Annotated in this window: 24 protein-coding genes; 4 read left to right on the top strand and 20 right to left on the bottom strand. The window is 40.1% G+C overall.

Going from position 1 to position 21,515, the window contains the following annotated elements:
* Positions 1 to 230 precede the first annotated feature (230 nt).
* From ftsX to HT698_RS05595, 14 genes are all read right to left on the bottom strand, one after another.
* Positions 231 to 1,157, bottom strand: a complete 927-nt coding sequence (gene ftsX / locus HT698_RS05660) for a permease-like cell division protein FtsX (protein WP_000625541.1) — start codon at positions 1,155 to 1,157, stop codon at positions 231 to 233.
* On the bottom strand, positions 1,150 to 1,842 hold the full coding sequence (ftsE, locus tag HT698_RS05655) for a cell division ATP-binding protein FtsE (protein ID WP_000022265.1): 693 nt from the start codon (positions 1,840 to 1,842) through the stop codon (positions 1,150 to 1,152). Before ftsE ends, ftsX begins: the two co-directional genes overlap by 8 nt.
* A gap of 17 nt (positions 1,843 to 1,859) precedes the next feature.
* Positions 1,860 to 2,955 (bottom strand): peptide chain release factor 2 gene (gene prfB, locus HT698_RS05650; RefSeq protein WP_173217658.1). Its coding sequence is split into 2 segments (ribosomal slippage): positions 1,860 to 2,882 and positions 2,884 to 2,955, totalling 1,095 coding nucleotides; the frame shifts between segments, so codons are not numbered across the junction.
* A gap of 106 nt (positions 2,956 to 3,061) precedes the next feature.
* Positions 3,062 to 3,718 (bottom strand): CBS domain-containing protein, encoded by a 657-nt coding sequence (locus HT698_RS05645; protein ID WP_000268665.1) that lies wholly within the window; start codon positions 3,716 to 3,718, stop codon positions 3,062 to 3,064.
* A 361-nt stretch (positions 3,719 to 4,079) separates the two neighbouring features.
* Positions 4,080 to 4,790, bottom strand: a complete 711-nt coding sequence (locus tag HT698_RS05640; protein ID WP_000062200.1) for an ABC transporter ATP-binding protein — start codon at positions 4,788 to 4,790, stop codon at positions 4,080 to 4,082.
* Positions 4,790 to 5,554 carry an ABC transporter ATP-binding protein gene (locus HT698_RS05635; protein ID WP_164226364.1) on the bottom strand — a complete coding sequence of 255 codons (765 nt, stop codon included), beginning with the start codon at positions 5,552 to 5,554 and terminating at the stop codon, positions 4,790 to 4,792. The genes HT698_RS05640 and HT698_RS05635 overlap by 1 nt, the downstream gene beginning before the upstream one ends.
* Positions 5,554 to 6,510 (bottom strand): branched-chain amino acid ABC transporter permease, encoded by a 957-nt coding sequence (locus tag HT698_RS05630; protein ID WP_000662290.1) that lies wholly within the window; start codon positions 6,508 to 6,510, stop codon positions 5,554 to 5,556. Before HT698_RS05630 ends, HT698_RS05635 begins: the two co-directional genes overlap by 1 nt.
* Before the next feature lie 3 nt (positions 6,511 to 6,513).
* Positions 6,514 to 7,383, bottom strand: a complete 870-nt coding sequence (locus HT698_RS05625; RefSeq protein ID WP_000941421.1) for a branched-chain amino acid ABC transporter permease — start codon at positions 7,381 to 7,383, stop codon at positions 6,514 to 6,516.
* A 267-nt stretch (positions 7,384 to 7,650) separates the two neighbouring features.
* The gene (locus HT698_RS05620) at positions 7,651 to 8,811 is read right to left on the bottom strand and encodes an ABC transporter substrate-binding protein (protein WP_173217660.1); all 1,161 of its coding nucleotides are present in this window, start codon (positions 8,809 to 8,811) and stop codon (positions 7,651 to 7,653) included.
* Positions 8,812 to 8,895: 84 nt separating this feature from the next.
* Complete coding sequence (locus HT698_RS05615; RefSeq protein WP_050223575.1) at positions 8,896 to 9,162, bottom strand: YlbG family protein; 267 nt, start codon at positions 9,160 to 9,162, stop codon at positions 8,896 to 8,898.
* 78 nt (positions 9,163 to 9,240) lie between these two features.
* Entirely contained in the window at positions 9,241 to 9,831 is a 591-nt protein-coding gene (gene clpP, locus HT698_RS05610; RefSeq protein WP_000613471.1) for an ATP-dependent Clp protease proteolytic subunit ClpP, read from the bottom strand.
* A gap of 173 nt (positions 9,832 to 10,004) precedes the next feature.
* Positions 10,005 to 10,634: a uracil phosphoribosyltransferase gene (gene upp, locus HT698_RS05605; RefSeq protein WP_000515974.1), complete on the bottom strand. Its 630-nt coding sequence runs from the start codon at positions 10,632 to 10,634 to the stop codon at positions 10,005 to 10,007.
* Positions 10,635 to 10,722: 88 nt separating this feature from the next.
* On the bottom strand, positions 10,723 to 11,190 hold the full coding sequence (locus HT698_RS05600) for a cytidine/deoxycytidylate deaminase family protein (RefSeq protein ID WP_000136974.1): 468 nt from the start codon (positions 11,188 to 11,190) through the stop codon (positions 10,723 to 10,725).
* An 18-nt stretch (positions 11,191 to 11,208) separates the two neighbouring features.
* The gene (locus tag HT698_RS05595) at positions 11,209 to 11,766 is read right to left on the bottom strand and encodes a TetR/AcrR family transcriptional regulator (RefSeq protein ID WP_173217662.1); all 558 of its coding nucleotides are present in this window, start codon (positions 11,764 to 11,766) and stop codon (positions 11,209 to 11,211) included.
* 124 nt (positions 11,767 to 11,890) lie between these two features.
* On the opposite strand from HT698_RS05595, the gene HT698_RS05590 reads away from it, so the two are divergent.
* The 3 genes from HT698_RS05590 to HT698_RS05580 are packed head-to-tail and all read left to right on the top strand — an operon-like array spanning position 11,891 to position 14,537.
* Positions 11,891 to 12,736: a DegV family protein gene (locus HT698_RS05590; protein ID WP_173217664.1), complete on the top strand. Its 846-nt coding sequence runs from the start codon at positions 11,891 to 11,893 to the stop codon at positions 12,734 to 12,736.
* A 58-nt stretch (positions 12,737 to 12,794) separates the two neighbouring features.
* Positions 12,795 to 13,967: an NAD(P)/FAD-dependent oxidoreductase gene (locus HT698_RS05585; RefSeq protein ID WP_173217665.1), complete on the top strand. Its 1,173-nt coding sequence runs from the start codon at positions 12,795 to 12,797 to the stop codon at positions 13,965 to 13,967.
* A gap of 48 nt (positions 13,968 to 14,015) precedes the next feature.
* Positions 14,016 to 14,537, top strand: a complete 522-nt coding sequence (locus HT698_RS05580; RefSeq protein ID WP_164226370.1) for a DUF1697 domain-containing protein — start codon at positions 14,016 to 14,018, stop codon at positions 14,535 to 14,537.
* A gap of 41 nt (positions 14,538 to 14,578) precedes the next feature.
* Here the strand turns inward: HT698_RS05580 and HT698_RS05575 are convergent, their stop codons facing one another.
* On the bottom strand, positions 14,579 to 15,319 hold the full coding sequence (locus HT698_RS05575) for a MerR family transcriptional regulator (protein ID WP_000274768.1): 741 nt from the start codon (positions 15,317 to 15,319) through the stop codon (positions 14,579 to 14,581).
* Positions 15,320 to 15,553: 234 nt separating this feature from the next.
* Here HT698_RS05575 and HT698_RS05570 point away from each other — a divergent pair, with 234 nt between their 5' ends.
* Positions 15,554 to 16,894 carry a sodium-dependent transporter gene (locus HT698_RS05570; protein WP_173217667.1) on the top strand — a complete coding sequence of 447 codons (1,341 nt, stop codon included), beginning with the start codon at positions 15,554 to 15,556 and terminating at the stop codon, positions 16,892 to 16,894.
* A 41-nt stretch (positions 16,895 to 16,935) separates the two neighbouring features.
* Here the strand turns inward: HT698_RS05570 and manA are convergent, their stop codons facing one another.
* The 5 genes from manA to spxB all read right to left on the bottom strand — a co-directional run bounded on the left by manA (position 16,936) and on the right by spxB (position 21,404).
* Positions 16,936 to 17,880 (bottom strand): mannose-6-phosphate isomerase, class I, encoded by a 945-nt coding sequence (gene manA / locus HT698_RS05565; protein ID WP_173217669.1) that lies wholly within the window; start codon positions 17,878 to 17,880, stop codon positions 16,936 to 16,938.
* 258 nt (positions 17,881 to 18,138) lie between these two features.
* On the bottom strand, positions 18,139 to 18,399 hold the full coding sequence (locus tag HT698_RS05560; RefSeq protein WP_004261618.1) for a SemiSWEET family transporter: 261 nt from the start codon (positions 18,397 to 18,399) through the stop codon (positions 18,139 to 18,141).
* A 178-nt stretch (positions 18,400 to 18,577) separates the two neighbouring features.
* The gene (locus HT698_RS05555) at positions 18,578 to 18,745 is read right to left on the bottom strand and encodes a hypothetical protein (protein WP_173217671.1); all 168 of its coding nucleotides are present in this window, start codon (positions 18,743 to 18,745) and stop codon (positions 18,578 to 18,580) included.
* A 282-nt stretch (positions 18,746 to 19,027) separates the two neighbouring features.
* Positions 19,028 to 19,375, bottom strand: coding sequence for a VOC family protein (locus HT698_RS05550; protein ID WP_173217673.1), 348 nt, complete (start codon positions 19,373 to 19,375; stop codon positions 19,028 to 19,030).
* Positions 19,376 to 19,628: 253 nt separating this feature from the next.
* Positions 19,629 to 21,404: a pyruvate oxidase gene (spxB, locus tag HT698_RS05545; RefSeq protein WP_173217675.1), complete on the bottom strand. Its 1,776-nt coding sequence runs from the start codon at positions 21,402 to 21,404 to the stop codon at positions 19,629 to 19,631.
* Positions 21,405 to 21,515: the final 111 nt, after the last annotated feature.

Genomic DNA, 21,515 nt, shown 5'->3' with positions numbered 1-21,515 from the left:
TTTATGATTTAATTATACCACTTTAATTTTTTTTGTAAAGGCTTTTACAAAAAAAATTACACTTTTTTCAAAAAATTTTCTAGTGCCAAATTTCAAGTTCAAATTAGCCATCAAGAAGTCTTCTCTGAGCGACTCTTTTGGAAGTTCTTTTCTTCTACGCATCTCTTTTCAAAAACTCTTGTAGCAAAAAAGGAGATTTTACAATCTCCTCATAAAAATAATTATTTTACCTAAATCTTCAAGAATCGGCGCATGGATATTCCTGATCCCAATGAACCAATGAAAATCCCAATCACAAATAGTAGGGCAATCATCAAAGGACTAAATAAATCTGGACTAATCATGGATAGATTTTGTCCTACCAACGATTTGTTGACAGATTGGTAAACCATTTGATATACAATAAAGACTAAAACAGATGGTGCGATAGCTCCCAATAAACCGATAAAGGCTCCTTCTAACAAGAACGGTCCACGGATATAACTGTTTTTAGCTCCGACCAAGCGCATGATTTGAATTTCGCGACTGCGGGAAATAATGGTAATACGAATGGTATTTGAAATCAAGAAAACTGCGACAAAAATTAACAAAGCAGCAATCCCTAGTCCCCAAACACGGATAAATGAAGCTAACTTGAAGAGTCTTTCTGTATTGGCACCGCCATCTTGAACCTCAGAGACACCTTCAATTTTTTTAGCATCTTCGGCTATAGTTTTTACATCATTTGGAGTATTTGCCTCTACAATATAGGCATCATAGAGAGGATTGGCATCTCCTTCAAAGATTTTCCAGTTATCTCCCATTGTCTCGGTTAATTTTTCATATTGTTCTTCTTTACTTGAAAACGTAACACTCTTTACCGTAGACATGTTCTTCAAAGAATCATATACCTTGTGGTAGTCATTATTTGTAACAGTTTGACCTTCTTTTTCAATTGTCTGACTGTTATCTTCCACATCCTTTCGGATATAAACTACTACACGGACATTATTTTCAATATCTGTAGCTAGTTTCGCTGTATTGAAAATAACAGAAGCAAATATTGCCACCAAGGTCAAAGTAATCATGACTGAACTGACAGCAGCTACTGTCATCCAACCATTTCGTTTCAAACTTTTTAAGGCTTCAAATAAATGGCGAAAAAATCTACTAATCATCGTATCCATACTCTCCTTTTGATTCGTCACGAACGACACGGCCATTTTCAATGGCAATGACACGGTGGCGCAAGGTATTTACAATCTGGCTATTATGAGTCGCCATCAAAATAGTTGTCCCTTGTAGGTTAATCCGTTCCAAAAGATTCATAATTTCCCATGAATTATCCGGATCTAGGTTTCCTGTTGGTTCATCGGCTATCAATACTTTTGGATTGTTTACAATAGCGCGCGCAATCGCAATCCGCTGTTGCTCCCCACCTGAGAGCTCATTTGGGAAAGAACGAACCTTGTGCTTCAAGCCAACCAAGTCCAAAACTTCCATTACTCGTTTTTTGATATTACGGCGATTTTCCCCGATTACTTCCATAGCGTAAGCAATATTTTCATAGACCGTTTTCTTTGGCAAGAGTTTATAATCCTGGAAGACAACCCCAACACTACGACGTAGAAGCGGGACGTCTTTCTTTTTGATCTTAACCAGATTAAAACCAGCAACTGATAGGCTTCCTTTATCGATTTTTACTTCACGATACAGAGAACGAATAAAGGTTGACTTCCCTGCTCCTGAAGGTCCTACGATGTAAGCAAATTCCCCTGGTTGAACGCTGACCGAAACACCGCGTAGGGCAGTCGTTCCGTTGTCGTATTTTTTGACGACATCTCTCATTTCAATGATTGACATGTGAGTTCCTTTCTTTCTTAGCTGATTCGCCACTTGAGGTAGGCATCGATAAAACCATCTAGGTCTCCGTCCATAACCTTATCTACCTGAGCAACTTCAAAGCTAGTTCGATGATCTTTTACCATAGTATAAGGCGTGAAGACATAAGAACGGATTTGGCTTCCCCATGTGATTTCTTTTTTCTCACCCTTGAGGGAATCTACCTCCGCAGCCTTCTTCTCTTGCTCCATTTGATAGAGCTTAGCCTGCAACATCTTCATAGCCCGATCTCTATTTCCATACTGGGTACGATCGACCGTTGATTGGACAACAATTCCAGTTGGAATGTGGGTTAAACGTACACCTGTTGAAACCTTGTTGACGTTTTGTCCACCGGCACCACCTGAACGGAAGGTATCCATCTTGATGTCATCTTCCCGGATTTCCACTTCAATGGTATCATCCAACTCTGGCATCACTTCTACAGATGTGAAAGAGGTATGGCGACGTTTGGCAGAGTCGAATGGTGAAATTCGCACCAAACGGTGCACACCCATTTCTGACTTGAGAAGACCATAGGCATTAGGACCTTCAAATGATAAGGTTACCGACTTAATACCCGCCTCATCACCTGCTTGATAATCCAATACTTCTACTTTAAAGCCTTTAGCATTGCCATAGCGAGTGTACATACGAAGCAACATATCACCCCAGTCCTGAGCCTCAGTACCACCGGATCCTGGATGGATTTCCAAGATGGCATTGTTGTGGTCATAAGGTTCTGACAAGAGTAGAGTCATCTCATATCTGGTCATCATCTTATCAAGTTCGGCTAACTGCTCTACCAGTTCTTCTTGAACCGACTCGTCTTCTGCTAAAAAGTCCAATAAAATTTCAACTTCATCCTGCAACTCTTCCATCTTATGGAAGGTATTATAGGTGTTTTTTAATTCATTTAATTCTTGCGACGTTTTTTGGGCCGCGATATTATCGTTCCAAAAATCAGGTTCTGTCATCTTGTTTTCCAAGATGGCAATCTCTTCCTCTAGACCTTCTAGGTCAAAGAGACCCCCTGAAAGAAGCTAATTTTTCACGATTTGCGTCAATTTTTTGACGGATTACTGAAATGTCCATAAATACTCCTTTTTTACATCATTTCATTATAGCATATTTTATCATTTCTTTCCATCTTTTGCTCTAGTCCCTTTTTATGAAAAAAGAAGCCTTTCGGCTTCCCTTCTTACAAGACTTTTGCTGAAGTGCGAGTGATTTCTTCCACTTGAATACCATTTGCTTCAAATTTTTCTTTCAAGGCTGGTAAATCAATTGATCCATCGATTTGCACTTCGATAATCACCTTACCATCCTTACGCGGAATATTGACTGTATGGGAGATATTCAAATTTTCTTCAACGATTAGAGAAACAATCTTACCAAGAACGCCAACTTCATCTTCTGTAACAAAGCGCACACGAATTCCTTCTTCTCCATAACCAGCAATTTCGAGAAAGGCTTGGAAAACGTCACGGTCCGTAATAACCCCATAGACTTGATGGTTATCTACGACAGGAAGAATACCAATCTTGTTTTTCAACATCAGATAAGTTGCATCTTCTAAACTCGCATAGCCTGAAACAGTGACAACATCGCGAATCATGACATCTTTTACTTTTGTCTTATTCAGAAGATAATTCATCTCATAGATAGAAAGACTAGTTGCTTTTGATGGACTAGCTTGGGCAATGGTGCCCTCAGTCACCAAACCAACCAATTGATCATTTTCGATAACAGGCAAACGGTGCAACCCTTGCTCTCTCATCAAATCTGCTGCATGAGATACTGTTGTATCTGGACTAATGTACACTACCTTGCGGGTCATAAAATCTTTAACTGCCATGAGACTTCTCCTTTTCTATTCTTATCCCTATTATACAATCTTTTTGTAAATCTATCAAACGCTTACATTTCTTTTTCAAAATTCAGAAAAGTATGAATAAGCTAGCAAAAAGAGCTCTAAAATCGAGCTCTGTGAATGAAGGATAGGTACGCTTCATTCGGTTTTTTCAATTATTAGAAGCTAACCTTCCAGTGCAGATGAGAATTGCTTCGTAATCCTCATCCACCGACTAAAAAGATCCCCCGGATTATATTGATGATTACTTCGTAATCTCCATCTGCAACCTAAACTAGTCTCCCAGACTATGCGATGATTGCTTCGCAATCTCTATCCACCGATTAAAAAGGTCCCCCGGACCTTTTTAACCACCCAGATATGCTTTTCTGACTTCTTCTGATGAGGCGAGTTCTTTTCCTGTTCCGGATAGGACGATTTTCCCTGTTTCCAATACATATCCTCGGTCAGAGATTGCGAGTGCTTTATTGGCATTTTGTTCAATCAAGAGGACAGTTGTCCCTTGCTTCTGAATATCTTGAATGATATCAAAAATCTCTTGAATAAATATTGGAGCAAGTCCCATTGATGGTTCATCTAAGAGAAGAAGTTTTGGTGTTGACATAAGAGCGCGTCCCATGGCAAGCATTTGTTGTTCCCCTCCTGAAAGAGTGGCTGCGTCCTGGTTCTTCCGCTCTTCAAGACGTGGGAAGCGTGAGAAAACTTTCTTCAAGTTAGCTTGATTTTCTTCACGATTTTTCTTTAAGAAAGCTCCCATTTCAAGATTTTCCATAACAGTCAAGCCAGGAAAGACGTGGCGTCCTTCTGGAACTTGTGAAAGCCCACCTGCTACGATTTTCTGCGCTGGCATCTTTTGGATTTCTTGACCTAAAAATTCAATCTTTCCTGAGCTTGGTCTAACTAAACCAGACAAGGTACGGAGAATAGTTGTCTTACCAGCACCATTGGCACCGATAAGGGAAACAACTTCTCCTTCATTAACTTCAAAGCTTACATCACGGACTGCTTGGATCATACCGTAATGCACAGAAAGATTATCAACTTTTAACATAGACATTAGGCTTCACCTCCTAGATAAGCTTCGATAACGCGTTTATTAGTCTTAATTTCATCTGGAGTTCCTTGAGCAATTAAACGACCATATTCAAGTACGTAGATACGTTCTGTTACTTCCATGACCAGATTCATATCGTGTTCAATCAGCATGATCGTAATTTTAAATTCATCTTTGATACGACGAATTAACTCAGTTAATTCTGCTGTTTCCTGCGGGTTCATACCTGCTGCTGGTTCATCTAAAAAGAGAATTTTAGGTTCCGTAGCGAGGGCACGAACAATTTCCAAACGACGTTGTTGTCCGTAGGCAAGATTTTTAGCGAGAGTTTCTGCATCACCATCTAAATCAAAGATTTTCAGCAATTCTAAAGCTTTAGCCTTTAATTCTTTTTCACTCTTGTAAAAAGCTGGTAAGCGTAAGAAACTAGCAAAAACATGTTGTTTGTGATGGTTGGCAAAGGCAATCAAAACATTGTCCAAAACGGTTAAATCTTTAAAGAGACGGATATTTTGGAAAGTACGTCCAAGTCCTAAAGAAGCAATCTTATAAGGTGCCTTTCCATTCAAAAGGTGACCATCTAGGGTTACTGTTCCCTCGCTTGGTTCATAAACACCCGTCAAGAGGTTGAAAAGAGTGGTTTTCCCAGCTCCGTTTGGACCGATTAGTCCAACCAATTCCCCTTCGTTCAATTCAAGAGTCACATCTCCAACAGCTGTTAGACCGCCAAAATGTTTGGTTAACTGTTTTACTTCAAGTAATGCCATTAGTTTTGTTCCTCCTTCTTAGATTTTTTAAAGAAACGTGATAGGCTCAATTCCCATGTTCCAAGGAGTCCACCTGGTCTGAAAATCATTACCAATACCAAAGCCAAAGCGTAGATAATCATACGCACACTAGCAACATCTTGGAGAAGCATATTCAAAATTCCCAGAACAATAGCCGATACAATGGCACCTGTAATGGAACCAAGTCCACCAAAGACAACAATAATCAAAACGTTGATTGAGTTGATGAAAGTGTAATCTTTCGGTACAACTGAACCGATAAATCCTGCCTGAAGTGACCCTGCAATACTTGCAGTAATAGCACCAAAGACAAAGGCGATGATTTTAATTTTAGTCGTATTAACCCCAACTGACTCAGCAGCGATTTCATCCTCACGAACGGAGAGGGTTGAACGACCAATAGGGCTACGCAAGAAGTTCAAGGTTGCAATGGTTGTAATCACAACAAAGAAGTAAACCATTTGCCAAGTTGTAAAGTTTGGAATTCCCAAGATACCTGCTGCACCATTTGTAAGGCTTCCGCCATTGATGATAAAGATACGGATAATTTCAGAAACACCTAGAGTCGCTACCGCAAGATAGTCCCCCTTCAAGCGCAAGGTTGGAATTCCGACAAGCAAGGCAACTGCTCCTGAAAGCAAAGCTCCTACCAGCATGGCTCCAAAGAAGGCACCGTAGGTTGGTGATTTAGAACCAATAATAGCTGCTGCATAGGCACCAATCGCCATGAAACCAGCATGACCAAGTGAAAATTGTCCTGAAAAACCAACGATTAAGTTGAGACCAACAGCCAGAATAATATTAATTCCGATTTGTTGTAAAATCTGTACATAGAATAGATTGAGTACTCCGACCGAAACCAGTACACTAATCAAGCCATAGCCAGCTAACAAAAGGAGTAACCATAGAATATTAACTTTTAAATTTTCCTTCATCGTTTACACCTTCTCTTTCACATTTTTACCAAGGATACCAGCTGGGCGGACAATCAAGATCAACAACAAGATCCCATAAACAATGGCATCACGGAAGTCTGACATCCCAAAGGCTGTCGCAAAGGTTTCCAATAGACCAATCACAAAACCACCAAGAGCCGCACCAGGAATAATTCCGATACCACCAAGTACTGCGGCAACGAAAGATTTAAGACCTGGAGTAACCCCCATCAAAGGCTCAAGAGAGTTATAATAAAGGGCAATCAGAACACCAGCCGCCCCCGCAAGAGCAGAACCCAAAGCAAAGGTAAAGCTGATAGTACGGTTTACATTGATTCCCATCAATTGCGCCGCATCGCTATCTACAGATACTGCACGCATGGCTTTCCCCATCTTTGTCTTTTGAACAATGACTTGTAACAAAATCATCAAAATCAAGGAAATGGCCAAAATCATTAACTGCACGTTTGTTAGGCTAATTGGACCCAAATCATAGCGAACTGTTTGAATCGCTTGAGGGAAGGCACGAGTATTGGCACCAACCAGATAGACCATCCCATACTCCAATAGGAAAGAAACCCCAATAGCTGTAATCAAAACAGCAATACGAGTAGAGTGACGCAAAGGTCGGTAAGCAAGGAACTCAATCACGACACCAAGAATGGCTGTCGCTAGCATCGCTACAATAAGCGCTACAAAGAAATTCATTTGGAAAGAATTGATCAAGAAATAACCGATAAAGGCTCCCATCATATAAATATCACCGTGGGCGAAGTTGATGAGCTTGATAATTCCGTAAACCATGGTATATCCTAGAGCTAACAGCGCGTATACACTACCTAGAATCAAACCATTTACTAGTTGTTGGAGCATAAGATTCACTCTTTCTATTTATAATTCCGAGGGTTTTCCCTCACTTTTTTATAGGTTCTTATACTCAATGAAAATCAAAGAGCAAACTAGGAAACTCGTCGCAGGTTGCTCAAAGCACTGCTTTGAGGTTGTAGATAAGACTGACGAAGTCAGTCACATATATAATCCAAGGCGACGTTGACGCGGTTTGAAGAGATTTTCGAAGAGTATTAAACATCGAAACAGGGAGTGAGTCCGAGGCTCATTCCCTATTTCAACATTTTTCTATTATGGTTTTACAACTTCTGCTGCTTCAACCTTACCATTGTTCATGGTCATCATGTAAGCAGTTTTGACTGTGTTGTGGTCTGCATCGAAGCTTGTTTGACCAGTTACACCTTCAAAATCTTTTGTTTTAGCAAGGTTATCCTTGATTTCACCAGAGTTTTTAGCACCTTTTGCTGCATTTGCTACAAGGTGAACTGAGTCATAAGCCAAGGCTGCAAATGTTGAAGGCTCTTCATTGTACTTAGCACGGTATGCATCAAGGAAGGCTTTTGCTTTAGCTGAAACTTCTACAGTAGTTGAGAAGCCTGAGATAAAGTAGATGTTTGATGCTTTTTCAGCAGTTGCTTGTTGTACAAACTCTTCACCGTTGAATCCATCACCACCAACGATTGGTTTGTCAATTCCCATACCACGCGCTTGGTTTACAATTTTACCAGCTTCAGTGTAGTAACCAGGAACGATGATAGCATCAAAATCTTTCCCTTTCATTTTTGTAAGGGCTGCTTGGAAGTCTGTGTCACCTGCTACGAAAGTTTCATCTGCAACGATTTCACCTTTGTAAGCTTCACGGAAGGCTTTAGCAATCCCTTTAGCATAGTCACTGGCATTGTCAGTGTAAAGAACAACTTTCTTAGCATTTAATTTTTCAGAAACATAGTTTGAGATAATTTTTCCTTGGAAGCTATCTTGGAAAGTTCCGATAAAGAGGTAATCTTGACCTTTAGTCAATCCATCTTGAGTCGCACTTGGTGAGATCAATGGAACACCTGCTTTTGTAGCGTTCGCTACCGCAGCTGCAGTTGCACCAGATGTCGCAGGTCCTACGATTGCTGATACTTTAGATTGGGTTACAAGGTTAGTTGTTACTGAAGCCGCCTCAGCTGTTTCAGACTTATTATCTTTATCAACTACTTCGATTTGTTTTCCATCGATACCACCTGCAGCATTGATTTCATCAACAGCCAATTGGGCACCTTTTTGTTCAGATGTTCCGTAGGCTGCTACGGCACCAGTTTCCTCAAAGTTAAACCCGATTTTAATTGTCTTTTCTTCTACTGAGTTACCAGCAGTGTTGACTGCTCCAGACTTCACTTCTCCACAGGCTGCAAGAAGTGCTACACTTGCAAACGCCACAAACGATAGGGCAAATTTTTTCTTCATCTTTTTTTGTCTCCTTATTTCTTAAATAGTCTGTTAAGAATATACCGAATTATCAGAAAATTGTCAACGCTTTTCTTTAAATTTTTATCTGATAACGTTTTCTTCTCGGTAAAGGTTGCCAACAAAGGGTGTTTCCAGCTCTTGGATATGACAAACTCTGACTTTTTTGATAAATTTTTCCTTGCTCAAGCGCCCGACCAATTGCTCCACTTCTTGAGTTGGAACATAGAGTTGTAAGTAACGATGTTTCTTGGAATGATAGGTAATATCTCCATAATCCTGCAGTTTTTTTGCATCACGATTATAGTAAAGATAGATAATCAAGCCAGATCGATTGACTTTTTCAAACATGATAAATCCTCTTTCTAAGAAATCTCTCCCTATTATACCAAAAAAAGCAAACCCAGTCGAGTTTGCCTTCTTTCATCATTAGTTCAATGAATTGTTGGCCATGATTTCATCAATAAAGCCATATTCGAGTGTTTCTTGGGCACTCATCCAGTTATCGCGTTCTGCATCTGCATGGACTTTTTCGATTGACTGACCTGAATTTTCAGCCAAGATTTTTTCCAAGATGTTACGAGTTTTGAGCAAGTGTTCTGCAGCAATCGCCATATCGGTTTGTTGAGTACCACCACCTGTACCGCCCATTGGTTGGTGAATCATGTATTCAGCATTTGGAAGCATGAAACGTTTGCCTTTTGCTCCACTTGATGCGATGACAGTCCCCATAGATGCGGCCATACCCATAACGATGGTTTGGACATCTGCCTTAATAAAGTTCATGGTATCAACGATCGCCAAACCAGCTGAAACGGAACCACCTGGTGTATTGACATAAAGGTAAATATCCTTTGTACTATCTTGGGCATCCAAGAAAAGCAACTGGGCAATAACAGAGTTAGCCATATTATCTTCAACTGGACCTGTCAGCATGATGATGCGGTCTTTTAGAAGACGTGAGTAAATATCGTAGGAACGTTCTCCACGGCTTGTTTGTTCAATAACTACAGGAATCATTTATTTCTCCTTTTGAATTTTAATTTTGTTGGTCAAATGACTGAAGATAAGACCATTATAATATCTAGGTCAAAAAAGGTCAAATTTTTGCTCTGTTTTCATTAGACAGAAACAAAAATTCAACCCCCTTTCACGACAGGAAATTCTTTTCCAAGTCAGTCTTCTTTTCGATCTTATTTCGTACCGAACAAGCGGTCCCCAGCATCTCCAAGGCCTGGAACGATATAACCGTGTTCGTTCAAGCGTTCATCCAAAGCTGCTGTAAAGATTTCTACATCTGGATGAGCTTCTTGAAGGGCTTTTACACCTTCTGGAGCAGATACAAGGCAGACAAATTTGATATTTGATGCGCCACGTTTTTTAAGAGAATCAACAGCCAAGATTGCTGAGCCACCTGTTGCCAACATTGGGTCTACTACAAAAATTTGACGTTGGTCAATGTCCTCAGGTAATTTCACCAAGTATTCAACTGGTTGAAGTGTTTCTTCATCACGGTACATACCGATATGGCCAACTTTAGCAGCTGGAACCAAGCTCAAGAGCCCATCAACCATCCCGATACCTGCGCGCAAGATTGGAACGATGGCCAATTTCTTACCTGCCAATTGTTTTTGAACTGTTTTTGTAATTGGTGTTTCGATTTCCACATCTTCTAGTGGAAGATCACGAAGTACTTCATACCCCATCAACATTGCAATCTCATCTACTAGCTCACGAAAAGCTTTTGTAGAAGTATCTGTACGACGCAAGATTGACAATTTGTGTTGAATCAGCGGGTGATTAATAACTTCAATTTTTCCCATTTTTGGAATTCCTTCTTTCAATTTATTCTTCTTATTATACCAAAAAACGGTTTAAAAATCTTTCTAAACCATTTATTTTTGATAATTTTTACATTAAATCTGCTTCTTTAAGAGCTTCCTGTACGGTCTCAAGTGGTAGATGGGTTAATTCTGTTCCCTTTTCTTGATAAAGGTATTGGGCATAGTCGTCCATTCGGTACTGGTTAATATAAACCACGCGCTTGCAACCGACCTGCAGCAATTGTTTTGTACAGTTTAGACAAGGAAAATGGGTTACATAGGCTGTAAAACCTTTAGGAACACCACGCTCAGCCCCTTGGAGAATGGCATTAACCTCAGCGTGAAGGGTGCGAACACAGTGGCCTTCAATGACCAAACATTCGTGATCAATACAATGCTCAGTCCCTGACACCGAACCATTGTAACCAGTGGAAATAACTTTATTATCCTTAACCAAAATTGCACCCACTTTAGCGCGTTTACAAGTGGAACGATTGGCAATTAGTAGGGCTTGGGCTGCAAAATACTCATCCCAGGCTAGTCTTTTTTCAGTCATCTCTTTTCTCCTTTTTCTCTATTTTTTAAAAAATGGTAACCGTAAATCCGCAATCTTTTCAGCAGGTACTTTCATGCCATCTTTAATCCATTTTAGAAGGACAGAGACGATGGCCGAGCTCCAAAAGGAATGAAGATAAGAGCTGACACCTTTTGATTTTCCATGGTATTTTTCTAAAAATTCCTGCATGGCTTGGACAAAGATTTTTTCCAGATGGTAATCTAAGGCAAGTTGAATCACTCTGGCTTCCTTTCTTGCCTCACGGAAAAGGTGAATCCAGACCAGATAAAGGTCTGTCTTTAAATCGTAATGATGCAGCTGTTTCATAATATTGTGGACAGTTCGTTTAAAGACGCTTTCTAAAATCTCCTCTTTGGAATCATAATTGCGATAAAAGGCTGCACGCGAAACGCCTGCACGTTTGACCAATTCAGAAATACTAATCTTGGTCAAGTCCTTTTTTTCCAAGAGTTGCAAAAGGGCTGTTTCGATGGCTTCTCTAGTTAATAAATTGGATTCTTGGTTTGATTTTCTGAGATTTTCAAGAGACTTTTCAGAGATTCTACGTTCAGACATAACATTTTCTTTCTACTTGTCACAACAGACGGATGAGGCTTTTGTTTCAAGGGCTTTCATGATATAATTGTAAAAAAAGACAGAACCTTTGTCAATGTATAACTGACAAAGATGGAGAATTTCTATGACTTGGAAGATTATTGCTGACTCTGGTTGTGATTATCGTCAGCTGGAGACACCAGCTATTGACACGACCTTTGTAAGTGTTCCCTTAACCATTCAAGTAGCTGATCAGGTCTTTGTTGATGATGCCAGTCTTGATATTGACCAAATGATGGAAACCATGTATGCAACTGCAGAAGCTTCAAAATCAGCTTGTCCAAGCCCAGATGATTATTTGCGAGCATTTGAAGGAGCCAAAAACATTTTCCTAGTAACCATCACTGGTACTCTTTCTGGCAGTCACAATAGTGCTCAACTAGCCAAGAATATTTATCTGGAAGACCATCCTGACACTAAGATTCATGTAATTGATAGTTTGTCTGCTGGCGGGGAAGTTGACTTGCTCGTAGAAAAGTTAAATGACTTGATTGACCAGGGCTTATATTTTGAAGAAGTGGTTGAAGCTATCACTGCCTATCAAGAAAAAACCAAGTTGCTCTTTGTCCTAGCTAAAGTCGACAACTTGGTGAAGAACGGCCGTTTGAGCAAGCTTATCGGTACAGTCGTTGGCCTTCTCAATATCCGTATGGTCGGGGAAGCTAGTGAAACTGGAACCCTTGAATTGCTACAAAAAGCAAGAGGAGCAAAGAAAGCGATTCAGGCAGCCTATGAAGAGTTAGTAAAAGCAGGATATACTGGTGGCCGTATCGTCATGGCCCAACGTAATAACGAGAAATGTTGTCAACAGCTCTCAGAGCGAATTCGCGAAACCTTCCCACAGGCGGATATTAAAATTCTCCCGACATCTGGTCTCTGCAGTTTCTATGCAGAAGATGGTGGTTTGCTGATGGGATATGAAATTGATTAATTGCATTCTTGACAAGAGGTGACCATCATCTCTTGTTTTTTTGTGGTACAATAGAGCTATGAAACATTTTGATACTATTGTCATCGGTGGAGGACCTGCTGGTATGATGGCTACGATTTCCAGTAGCTTTTATGGACAGAAAACCCTCCTCATCGAAAAAAATCGGAAACTCGGAAAAAAATTAGCTGGTACTGGTGGTGGTCGTTGCAATGTAACCAACAATGGTAGTTTGGACGACCTGCTAGCTGGAATTCCTGGAAATGGACGCTTTTTATACAGTGTCTTCTCCCAGTTTGATAATCATGACATCATTAACTTTTTTACAGAAAATGGGGTTAAACTTAAGGTCGAAGACCACGGCCGCGTCTTTCCTACTAGTGACAAGTCTCGTACCATTATCGAAGCCTTGGAAAAGAAAATCACTGAGCTCGGTGGTCAAGTTGCTACTCAAACAGAAATTGTTTCGGTTAAAAAGATAGATGACCAGTTTGTCCTTAAATCAGCTGACCAAACCTTCACTTGTGAGAAACTCATTGTCACAACTGGTGGTAAATCTTATCCTTCGACTGGTTCTACTGGTTTTGGTCACGAGATTGCCCGTCATTTTAAGCATACCATTACCGAACTTGAAGCCGCTGAAAGTCCTTTATTAACAGATTTTCCACACAAGGCCTTGCAGGGAATTTCATTGGATGATGTGACCCTAAGCTATGGCAAGCATGTTATCACTCACGATCTGCTCTTTACCCACTTTGGTTTGTCAGGCCCTGCTGCTCTGCGTATGTCAAGTTTTGTCAAGGGTGGGGAGGTTCTCTCGCTAGATGTTTTGCCTCAACTTTCTGAGAAGGACTTGGCTGCATTTCTAGAAGAAAATCGGGAAAAATCCTTGAAAAATGCCTTAAAAACTTTGTTACCAGAACGCTTGGCAGAATTTTTTGTGCAAGGCTATCCAGAAAAAGTCAAACAGTTGACTGAAAAGGAACAAGAACAACTTCTCCAGTCCATCAAGGCTCTCAAAATCCCTGTGACTGGCAAAATGTCCCTTGCCAAGTCCTTTGTTACCAAAGGAGGGGTTAGTCTCAAGGAAATCAATCCTAAAACCCTTGAAAGTAAGCTGGTCCCTGGACTCCACTTTGCTGGCGAGGTCATGGATATCAATGCCCACACAGGTGGCTTTAACATCACTTCTGCCCTCTGCACTGGCTGGGTGGCAGGATCAAACCCAATCTAAATCTAAATTATTCAATGACTAAATCCACCCCAAAAGAAAGGAAGTCCTTTGGAACATATTATCTTGTTAAGAGGAGTTACTCCTAATGGAAAAAATGCTATCCCTAAAATGTCTTATCTAGTAGATATCTTGACAGAAGCTGGTTTTCAACAAGTTCGAACCTATATTCAAAGTGGGAATATCATTCTTGAAAGTAACTTAGCTCTCGAAGAAATACGAGAACGTGTTCATACTCTGATAAAGGAAAAAATTGGGGCCGACTTAAAAATGGTTATCAAGAACAAAAGTAATTTTACAAAAATTGTCCAAGAAAACCCTTTTGGAGAACACTATCTTTATGACCGTATACACGTGATTTTTTATCAAGAAGCTATTCAAAGTCTCCCCTTAGAAAAATTAAAAATGGATTACGGCGAAGAAGAAATTTGTGTCGGTAACCATTGTCTTTACCTCTATCTCCCTAGAACTGCAAAACAAAAGAAACTCCATACCAACTATCTTGAAAAACTTTTTAATGTAGATTTGACAATGCGAAAGCTAAATGTAGTAGAAAAATTATTAAGCAAGTAATGCTTGAATTTAGTAAAAATCGGAAGAATACTCCTCCGATTTTATTTTGTCTGAGTTTGGACATAGTGAGCAATCACATCTGATGTGTACTGGGCTGTTCCAGTACCAAATTTGTCAATGTTTTCCTTAAATTCTGGGTTGTAGACGTAGCCTTTACCGATATGACCGAATACCTCAATAGAGCAGTCAAATCCATAAGTACGGATGGCTTGCAAGAGTTTAGCAGCTTCTTCTTGGTTTTCTGTTGCTGTTACAGGTATACCAGCTTGAAGATTTTGTGACAAGGCTCGAAAAACTTGGTTGAAGGCAGCCGTAGCCTCGTCTTCGTGACCTTTCTGGCGCTCCAGCGCTTGGTCCATGACTTCTTGACCATATTTCTCTACCGCCTCTTGGTGGTATTTTTGATGATCTTGGTAGTTAAATCCAGCGAATTTCTCTTGAATGCTCATTTCTCTTTCTCCTTTTTGTTCTTGAATGGTTTTTTGCAAAGTTGAAATCAAGGTATCCAGATGCTGCCTTTCTCGAGTCAAATAGTCCAACTGTCTGGTCAAATGAGGCAACAAATCTGATCTATCTTCCTTTAACAGCTCTGCTATTTTTTCTAGAGAAAAGCCTAGATATTTATAGTAAAGAATGACCTGAAGGCGTTCCAAATCCTCCTGACTGTAGGTTCGATAGCCATTTTCCGACTTTAAAGGAACCAAAAGTCCTATCTTATCGTAGTGGTGCAGGGTCTTGACAGAGACGCCCGAAAGCTGCGCAGCTTCTTTTATATGGTACATGATTTCCTCCTTACATTGATAGTATAACCCCTCCCCTTAGGTCAGAGTCAAGCGTTTTTGCGAAATTTTTTACTTTGTCATAACATGAAAATGGTTTTCTTGACAGACCTTAGAAAACATGATAGGATAGTCAAGTCTATCAATCAAAAGAAAGGCTCATTTTGAGTACTGGTGAGGCTAGTTGCCAAGGGCAGTAGCTTTTTCTTTTGTAACACTAATTTTAGGAGTTTAACTATGTCTGAAAAATCGCAATGGGGTTCTAAACTGGGCTTTATTCTAGCATCTGCTGGTTCAGCCATCGGACTTGGTGCCGTTTGGAAATTCCCCTACATGACTGCTGCTAACGGTGGAGGAGGCTTTTTACTAGTCTTTCTCATTTCCACTATTTTAATCGGTTTCCCCCTATTGCTGGCTGAATTTGCTCTCGGCCGAAGTGCTGGTGTCTCAGCTATCAAAACCTTTGGAAAACTAGGCAAGAATAGTAAGTACAACTTTATCGGTTGGATTGGTGCCTTTGCCCTCTTTATCCTCTTATCTTTCTACAGTGTTATTGGAGGATGGGTCTTCATTTATTTAGGTATCGCTATCGGTAAAGCTCTCCACCTAGGCATTACCAATGACTATGCTCAGCTCTTTACCGATATTATTTCTAATCCAGCCATTGCCTTAGGAGCTCAAGCAGCCTTTATCCTATTGAATATCTTCATTGTATCACGTGGGGTTCAAAAAGGGATTGAAAGAGCTTCGAAAGTCATGATGCCCCTGCTCTTTATCATCTTTGTTGTCATCATCGGGCGCTCTCTCAGTTTGCCAAATGCCATGGAAGGCGTTCTCTACTTCCTCAAACCAGACTTTTCAAAACTGACAAGTTCTGGTCTCCTCTATGCTCTGGGACAATCTTTCTTTGCCCTCTCACTAGGGGTTACAGCTATGTTGACCTATGCTTCTTACTTGGACAAGAAAACCAATCTGGTCCACTCAGGAAGCTCCATCGTAGCCATGAATATCTCAGTATCCATCATGGCAGGACTAGCCATTTTCCCAGCCATGTCAGCCTTCAATATCCAGTCTGAAGGGGGACCGAGCTTGCTCTTTATCGTCTTGCCTCAACTCTTTGACAAGATGCCTTTTGGAACCATTTTCTACATCCTCTTTCTCTTGCTCTTCCTCTTTGCGACGGTCACTTCCTCTGTCGTGATGCTGGAAATCAATGTGGGTAATATCACCAATCAGGACAACAGCAAGCGTGCCAAATGGAGTGTGATTTTGGGAATCTTGACCTTTGTCTTTGGAATTCCTTCGGCCCTATCCTATGGAGTTATGGCGGATGTTCACATCTTTGGGAAGACCTTCTTTGACGCTATGGACTTCTTGGTTTCCAATCTCCTTATGCCATTTGGAGCTCTCTGCCTTTCACTCTTTACTGGCTACATCTTTAAGAAGACACTTGCAATGGAGGAACTGCATCTTGATGAAACAGCCTGGAAACAAGGACTTTTCCAAGTCTGGCTCTTCCTTCTTCGTTTTATCATTCCTATCATCATCATCGTGGTCTTTATCGCCCAGTTTATGTAATCAAAAAGGACTTGAGTAGTGAACTCAGGCCCTTTCTTTTTTTATGGATGGCTAACAATCAATTCCAAACCTTGCCCTTCCAGAGTCCAAGCTTCAACATCACTTGGTAAGATAAAGTGGCTGCCTTTTTGGATTGAATAATTTTTCCCGTCAACAGTCAGTTGACCTTGACCAGCCAAGACACTGAATAAGCTGTAGTCAGCTGTCTTTTCGAAGTCAACTTTTCCAGTAATTTCCCACTTGTAAACTGCAAAGAAATCATTGGATACAAGGAGAGTGGAACGCAAATCATCTGCTTTGACAGTTACAGGACGACTATTTGCTGGCTCACCAATGTTTAATACATCAATAGATTTTTCAAGGTGAAGTTCACGCAAGTTACCATTATCATCCTTGCGGTCAAAGTCATAAACGCGATAGGTAGTATCACTAGACTGTTGGGTTTCAAGAATCAAGATGCCTGCACCGATAGCGTGCATAGTTCCACTTGGCACATAGAAGAAATCTCCAGCCTTAACTGGTACTTTTGTCAGCAAGGCATCCCAGTTTTTATCTTCGATTTGCTGGCGGAGTTCTTCTTTTGACTTGGCATTATGCCCGTAGATAATCTCTGAACCTTCATCCGCAGCGATGATGTACCAGCACTCTGTTTTTCCAAGCTCGCCTTCATGCTCAAGTCCATAAGCATTATCTGGATGAACTTGAACACTGAGCCAGTCATTGGCATCGAGAATTTTGGTCAAAAGTGGAAATACAGGCTCTGGACGGTTGCCAAACAATTCACGGTGCTCTGCATATAAAGTAGCCAGGTCTGTTCCCTCGAAACGACCATTGGCAACTTTAGAGACACCATTTGGATGGGCTGAGATAGCCCAGTATTCTCCGATTTTTTCACTTGGGATATCGTAGCCAAACTCATCACGTAGCTTGGTTCCACCCCAGATCTTTTCTTGCATAACTGATTGTAAAAATAACGGTTCTGACATCTTGATCTCCTGTCTGATTTTTCTTCCTTCATTATAGCAAAAAAAGAGTTCCATTTGAACTCTTTTTAACATCTTATAAAGTAGGGAGAAGATTTTATAAAAATAGTAACGATATACTTTTTTCTTTGATAGAGACGAACATAAAAGACTCTCGTAAAGCTAGCTGTAACTGGACTTGTTCCCTCAACTCTCATTCAAAAATTACTTTAATGAAGCATCTATTTTCATAAAAGAAAAAGACTGAAAGCAGTCTTCTTTTTAAATCAAAGCTGTGATAGCCGTTACTAAACCAAAAACGATACCTGGTGCATTAGCAGCTGCAAGTGGAATATCTCTTTCCTTCTTGAAAAGACCATAGTAAACCCAGAGACTACAGTTGATAGCTGCGACTAGGGGTTGAATGAAGTTGCCTTTTTGACCGGCAAGATTATTCATGATTTGTGGGAAATATGACACATACATCATAACAGACATAAATGTCGCTGCCCAGCCCAACACTTTCATTTGTTTTTCAGACATTTTCAAAACCTCTTTTATTCTTTTATACTTTCTATTTTATAATTTAATACAAAAACAAGCAAGAGTTTAAGATTTTTGTTATAAAAATGTAAACTATCACAGTCTTGTGATAAGAAAAAGACCGGATTGCTCCGATCTGTTTGATCTATAAAATGTAAAAATGAATAGCTCTTGTCAATCAATAGATAGATTGATTGATAGTTTGATTGATTATCAGCAAGCCGTAGTTAATGATGTCAGCAATATCTTCAAGACCGTGCAAAATAAAATTTCCTACAATCAAACCTATAATAATTGAACAGATAATCATGGTCACACAGATTAGATAAATATCCTTTTTTTGCATCTCTTTCCTCCTACTATCTATTCATGGAGATATTTCAATCCCAAGTTCCAGTGAAATAATAAAATCCACTTACAACTGCTGTTTAAAAAATATTTCTCCTTTCCATATCAATCTTATTTTCTGCTGTTATATTTTTATTATAAGATTTTAAGAAAGCGCCGTCAACTATTTATATGCAATTTCTTTATATAAAAAGACCGGATTGCTCCGATCTTTCAATAGTTCATATTCTCAATTTCTGTTTTAAGAATGGTTAAGGTTAACGTCAAATGACTAAGCGTCCTATTTCATACGATAAAAATCAATCACTAGACCAGCTGGACCTTTAACTAATAAGGACTCTGTTCCCCAATCCGTTTCACAAATACCGTTTAAAATCTCGACACCGATCTCTTTTAAACGTTGGTAATTCTGGTCTACATTCTCAACCTCAAGGTGAAGAATGATGCCTGACTGAAAATCTTCCAAAGGAATCAAATGATTTTGGGACAACATCAGACAGTGACTGCCAATCGTAAACTGAGCAAAACCATCATCAGCATAATCTGCCTTTTTATCCAAGATATGCTCCAAGTCAGCACAGACTTGGGGAACATCTGAAACAATAATATCTAATTGATTTAAATCCATTTACTATCCTCCATAAAAAGACCGGATTGTTCCGATCTTTTCAAGTTCTGCTCTATGAAAATCAAAGAATAAACAAGGTGACACCAAGTTTGATGGCAAATATTTGCTCATCAAACTACGAAAAATCCTTTGGGACTTTTTCTAGGCTCCACACTAGATTACATCATTGAAATTTATAGTTTCAATGATGGAATCGTCGGCAGTAAGCTAATAAAGAAGTCTATAAATTTATCTTTGATTTCGACGAGAGGAATTATTTAATTGCGCGTGATTGCAACCCTTCTTCTTCCAAGAAGAGACGGAATGGTACGAGTTCTTCTGCTTCGTATTTTTCCTTGAAGGCTTTGATTGCTTCTTCTGAATGTTGTTTTGGATCCAACTCAAGTACTTCTACTGGAAGTGGACGGTGTGGAGTGATGCGAGCATCGATCACAACAGTTTTACCTTCTTTGTTGAGTTTAACAGCTTCTGCAACAACTGCATCGATGTCTTCGATACGGTCAACTGTAAATCCAACAGCTCCTTGAGCTTCAGCAATTTTCGCATAGTCAGCATTAGAGAAGTCACAACCAAACAAGTGTTTGTTTGTGTCTTCGTATTTGTCCTTGATGAAGGCATATTTACCATTTGAGAAGACAACGTTGATAACTGGAAGGTCGTATTGAACGTTTGTGATAACGTCTGGGTAGCACATGTTGAATGCACCGTCTCCCATGATGTTCCATACTTGGCGATCTGGATTGTCTTTCTTAGCAGCGATACCACCAGGAAGGGCAATACCCATTGTCGCAAAGAGTGGAGATGTACGCCACATGTTCTTAGGTGTCATGTGAAGGTGACGAGTAGATGTTTGAGTAGTGTCACCTACGTCGATTGAATAGATAGCGTCTTGATCAGCATGTTTGTTGATTGCATTGTAAACTTGATACAATTGCAATTCACCCTCAGTTTTACCTTCGATTTTGTTCATGTAATCACGCCAGTTTTGGTTGTTCTTAACGTTTGCACGCCACCATGGAGTTGATTCAACTGGGTTTACTTTGTCAAGGATAGCTTTAGCTGCTTGACCTGCGTCACCAAGGATTGAAGCGTCAAGGGCGTGACGTTTACCAAGTTTGTAAGGGTCGATATCGACTTGGATGAATTTTTCAGTGTTCTTGAATGCTTCGTAAACTTCAGCAAATGGGAAGTTTGAACCAAGGAAAAGAACTGTGTCTGCTTCAAAGACCACTTCGTTGGCTGGCTTCCAACCAACACGGTAAGCAGAACCTGTCAAACCTTCATAGTTCCATTCGAAAGCTTCAAAGTTTTTACCAGTTGTGATGATTGGTGCTTTGATTTTACGTGACAATTCAGTAATCACTTCACCAGCTTTCACACCACCGTAACCAGCGTAAATAACTGGACGTTCAGCATTGTTCAAGATTTCAACAGCTTTGTCGATTTCAACTTCGTTCAAAGCAGGAGCGATGAATGAACGTTCGTATGAACCTGAACCGTAGTATGAGTTTTCGTCGATTTCTTGGAAACCGAAGTTTACTGGGATTTCAACAACAGCTGGACCTTTTTTAGAAACTGCAGCACGGCAAGCTTCGTCGATTACTTTTGGCAATTGCTCAGCGTAAGCTACACGTTTGTTGTATACAGCGATACCGTTGTACATTGGGTTTTGGTTCAATTCTTGGAAAGCATCCATGTTGAGTTCGTTAACTGGACGTGATCCAAGGATCGCTAGGAATGGAGTGTTATCCATAGCTGCATCGTAAACACCGTTAATCAAGTGAGTCGCACCTGGACCACCTGAACCAACTGCAACCCCGATTGAGCCACCGAATTTAGCTTGCATAACCGCTGCAAGAGCACCTGTTTCTTCGTGGCGAACTTGCAAGAAGCGGATATCTTTTTCTTCAGCCAAAGCGTCCATCAATGAGCTGAGTGTTCCTGATGGGATACCGTAGATTGTGTCTACGCCCCATGTTTTCAATACGTTAAGCATTGCTGCAGATGCAGTAATTTTCCCTTGAGTCATAGTGATAACTCTCCTTCAATTTTTTTAGACTTGGAGAATACGATTACATAGAATTGGAAACGTTCTCCAAACTTTTACTATTCCACTGTATCATATTTATGTTGACTTTTC

Origin of the sequence: Streptococcus sp. 3109 (genome assembly GCF_013276905.1) — a bacterium.
Lineage (GTDB): Bacteria > Bacillota > Bacilli > Lactobacillales > Streptococcaceae > Streptococcus.
The sequence above is the reverse complement of the archived record's forward strand: the minus strand, read 5'-3'. Positions and strand labels throughout refer to the sequence as shown.

What these genes read in the sequence shown, in the direction of transcription:
- ftsX (WP_000625541.1), bottom strand. Translation starts at nt 1,157, where the DNA reads ATGATTAGTAGATTTTTTCGCCATTTATTTGAAGCCTTAAAAAGTTTG.
- ftsE (WP_000022265.1), bottom strand. Translation starts at nt 1,842, where the DNA reads ATGTCAATCATTGAAATGAGAGATGTCGTCAAAAAATACGACAACGGA.
- HT698_RS05645 (WP_000268665.1), bottom strand. Translation starts at nt 3,718, where the DNA reads ATGGCAGTTAAAGATTTTATGACCCGCAAGGTAGTGTACATTAGTCCA.
- HT698_RS05640 (WP_000062200.1), bottom strand. Translation starts at nt 4,790, where the DNA reads ATGTCTATGTTAAAAGTTGATAATCTTTCTGTGCATTACGGTATGATC.
- HT698_RS05635 (WP_164226364.1), bottom strand. Translation starts at nt 5,554, where the DNA reads ATGGCATTACTTGAAGTAAAACAGTTAACCAAACATTTTGGCGGTCTA.
- HT698_RS05630 (WP_000662290.1), bottom strand. Translation starts at nt 6,510, where the DNA reads ATGAAGGAAAATTTAAAAGTTAATATTCTATGGTTACTCCTTTTGTTA.
- HT698_RS05625 (WP_000941421.1), bottom strand. Translation starts at nt 7,383, where the DNA reads ATGCTCCAACAACTAGTAAATGGTTTGATTCTAGGTAGTGTATACGCG.
- HT698_RS05620 (WP_173217660.1), bottom strand. Translation starts at nt 8,811, where the DNA reads ATGAAGAAAAAATTTGCCCTATCGTTTGTGGCGTTTGCAAGTGTAGCA.
- HT698_RS05615 (WP_050223575.1), bottom strand. Translation starts at nt 9,162, where the DNA reads ATGTTTGAAAAAGTCAATCGATCTGGCTTGATTATCTATCTTTACTAT.
- clpP (WP_000613471.1), bottom strand. Translation starts at nt 9,831, where the DNA reads ATGATTCCTGTAGTTATTGAACAAACAAGCCGTGGAGAACGTTCCTAC.
- upp (WP_000515974.1), bottom strand. Translation starts at nt 10,634, where the DNA reads ATGGGAAAAATTGAAGTTATTAATCACCCGCTGATTCAACACAAATTG.
- HT698_RS05600 (WP_000136974.1), bottom strand. Translation starts at nt 11,190, where the DNA reads ATGACTGAAAAAAGACTAGCCTGGGATGAGTATTTTGCAGCCCAAGCC.
- HT698_RS05595 (WP_173217662.1), bottom strand. Translation starts at nt 11,766, where the DNA reads ATGTCTGAACGTAGAATCTCTGAAAAGTCTCTTGAAAATCTCAGAAAA.
- HT698_RS05590 (WP_173217664.1), top strand. Translation starts at nt 11,891, where the DNA reads ATGACTTGGAAGATTATTGCTGACTCTGGTTGTGATTATCGTCAGCTG.
- HT698_RS05585 (WP_173217665.1), top strand. Translation starts at nt 12,795, where the DNA reads ATGAAACATTTTGATACTATTGTCATCGGTGGAGGACCTGCTGGTATG.
- HT698_RS05575 (WP_000274768.1), bottom strand. Translation starts at nt 15,319, where the DNA reads ATGTACCATATAAAAGAAGCTGCGCAGCTTTCGGGCGTCTCTGTCAAG.
- HT698_RS05570 (WP_173217667.1), top strand. Translation starts at nt 15,554, where the DNA reads ATGTCTGAAAAATCGCAATGGGGTTCTAAACTGGGCTTTATTCTAGCA.
- manA (WP_173217669.1), bottom strand. Translation starts at nt 17,880, where the DNA reads ATGTCAGAACCGTTATTTTTACAATCAGTTATGCAAGAAAAGATCTGG.
- HT698_RS05560 (WP_004261618.1), bottom strand. Translation starts at nt 18,399, where the DNA reads ATGTCTGAAAAACAAATGAAAGTGTTGGGCTGGGCAGCGACATTTATG.
- HT698_RS05555 (WP_173217671.1), bottom strand. Translation starts at nt 18,745, where the DNA reads ATGCAAAAAAAGGATATTTATCTAATCTGTGTGACCATGATTATCTGT.
- HT698_RS05550 (WP_173217673.1), bottom strand. Translation starts at nt 19,375, where the DNA reads ATGGATTTAAATCAATTAGATATTATTGTTTCAGATGTTCCCCAAGTC.
- spxB (WP_173217675.1), bottom strand. Translation starts at nt 21,404, where the DNA reads ATGACTCAAGGGAAAATTACTGCATCTGCAGCAATGCTTAACGTATTG.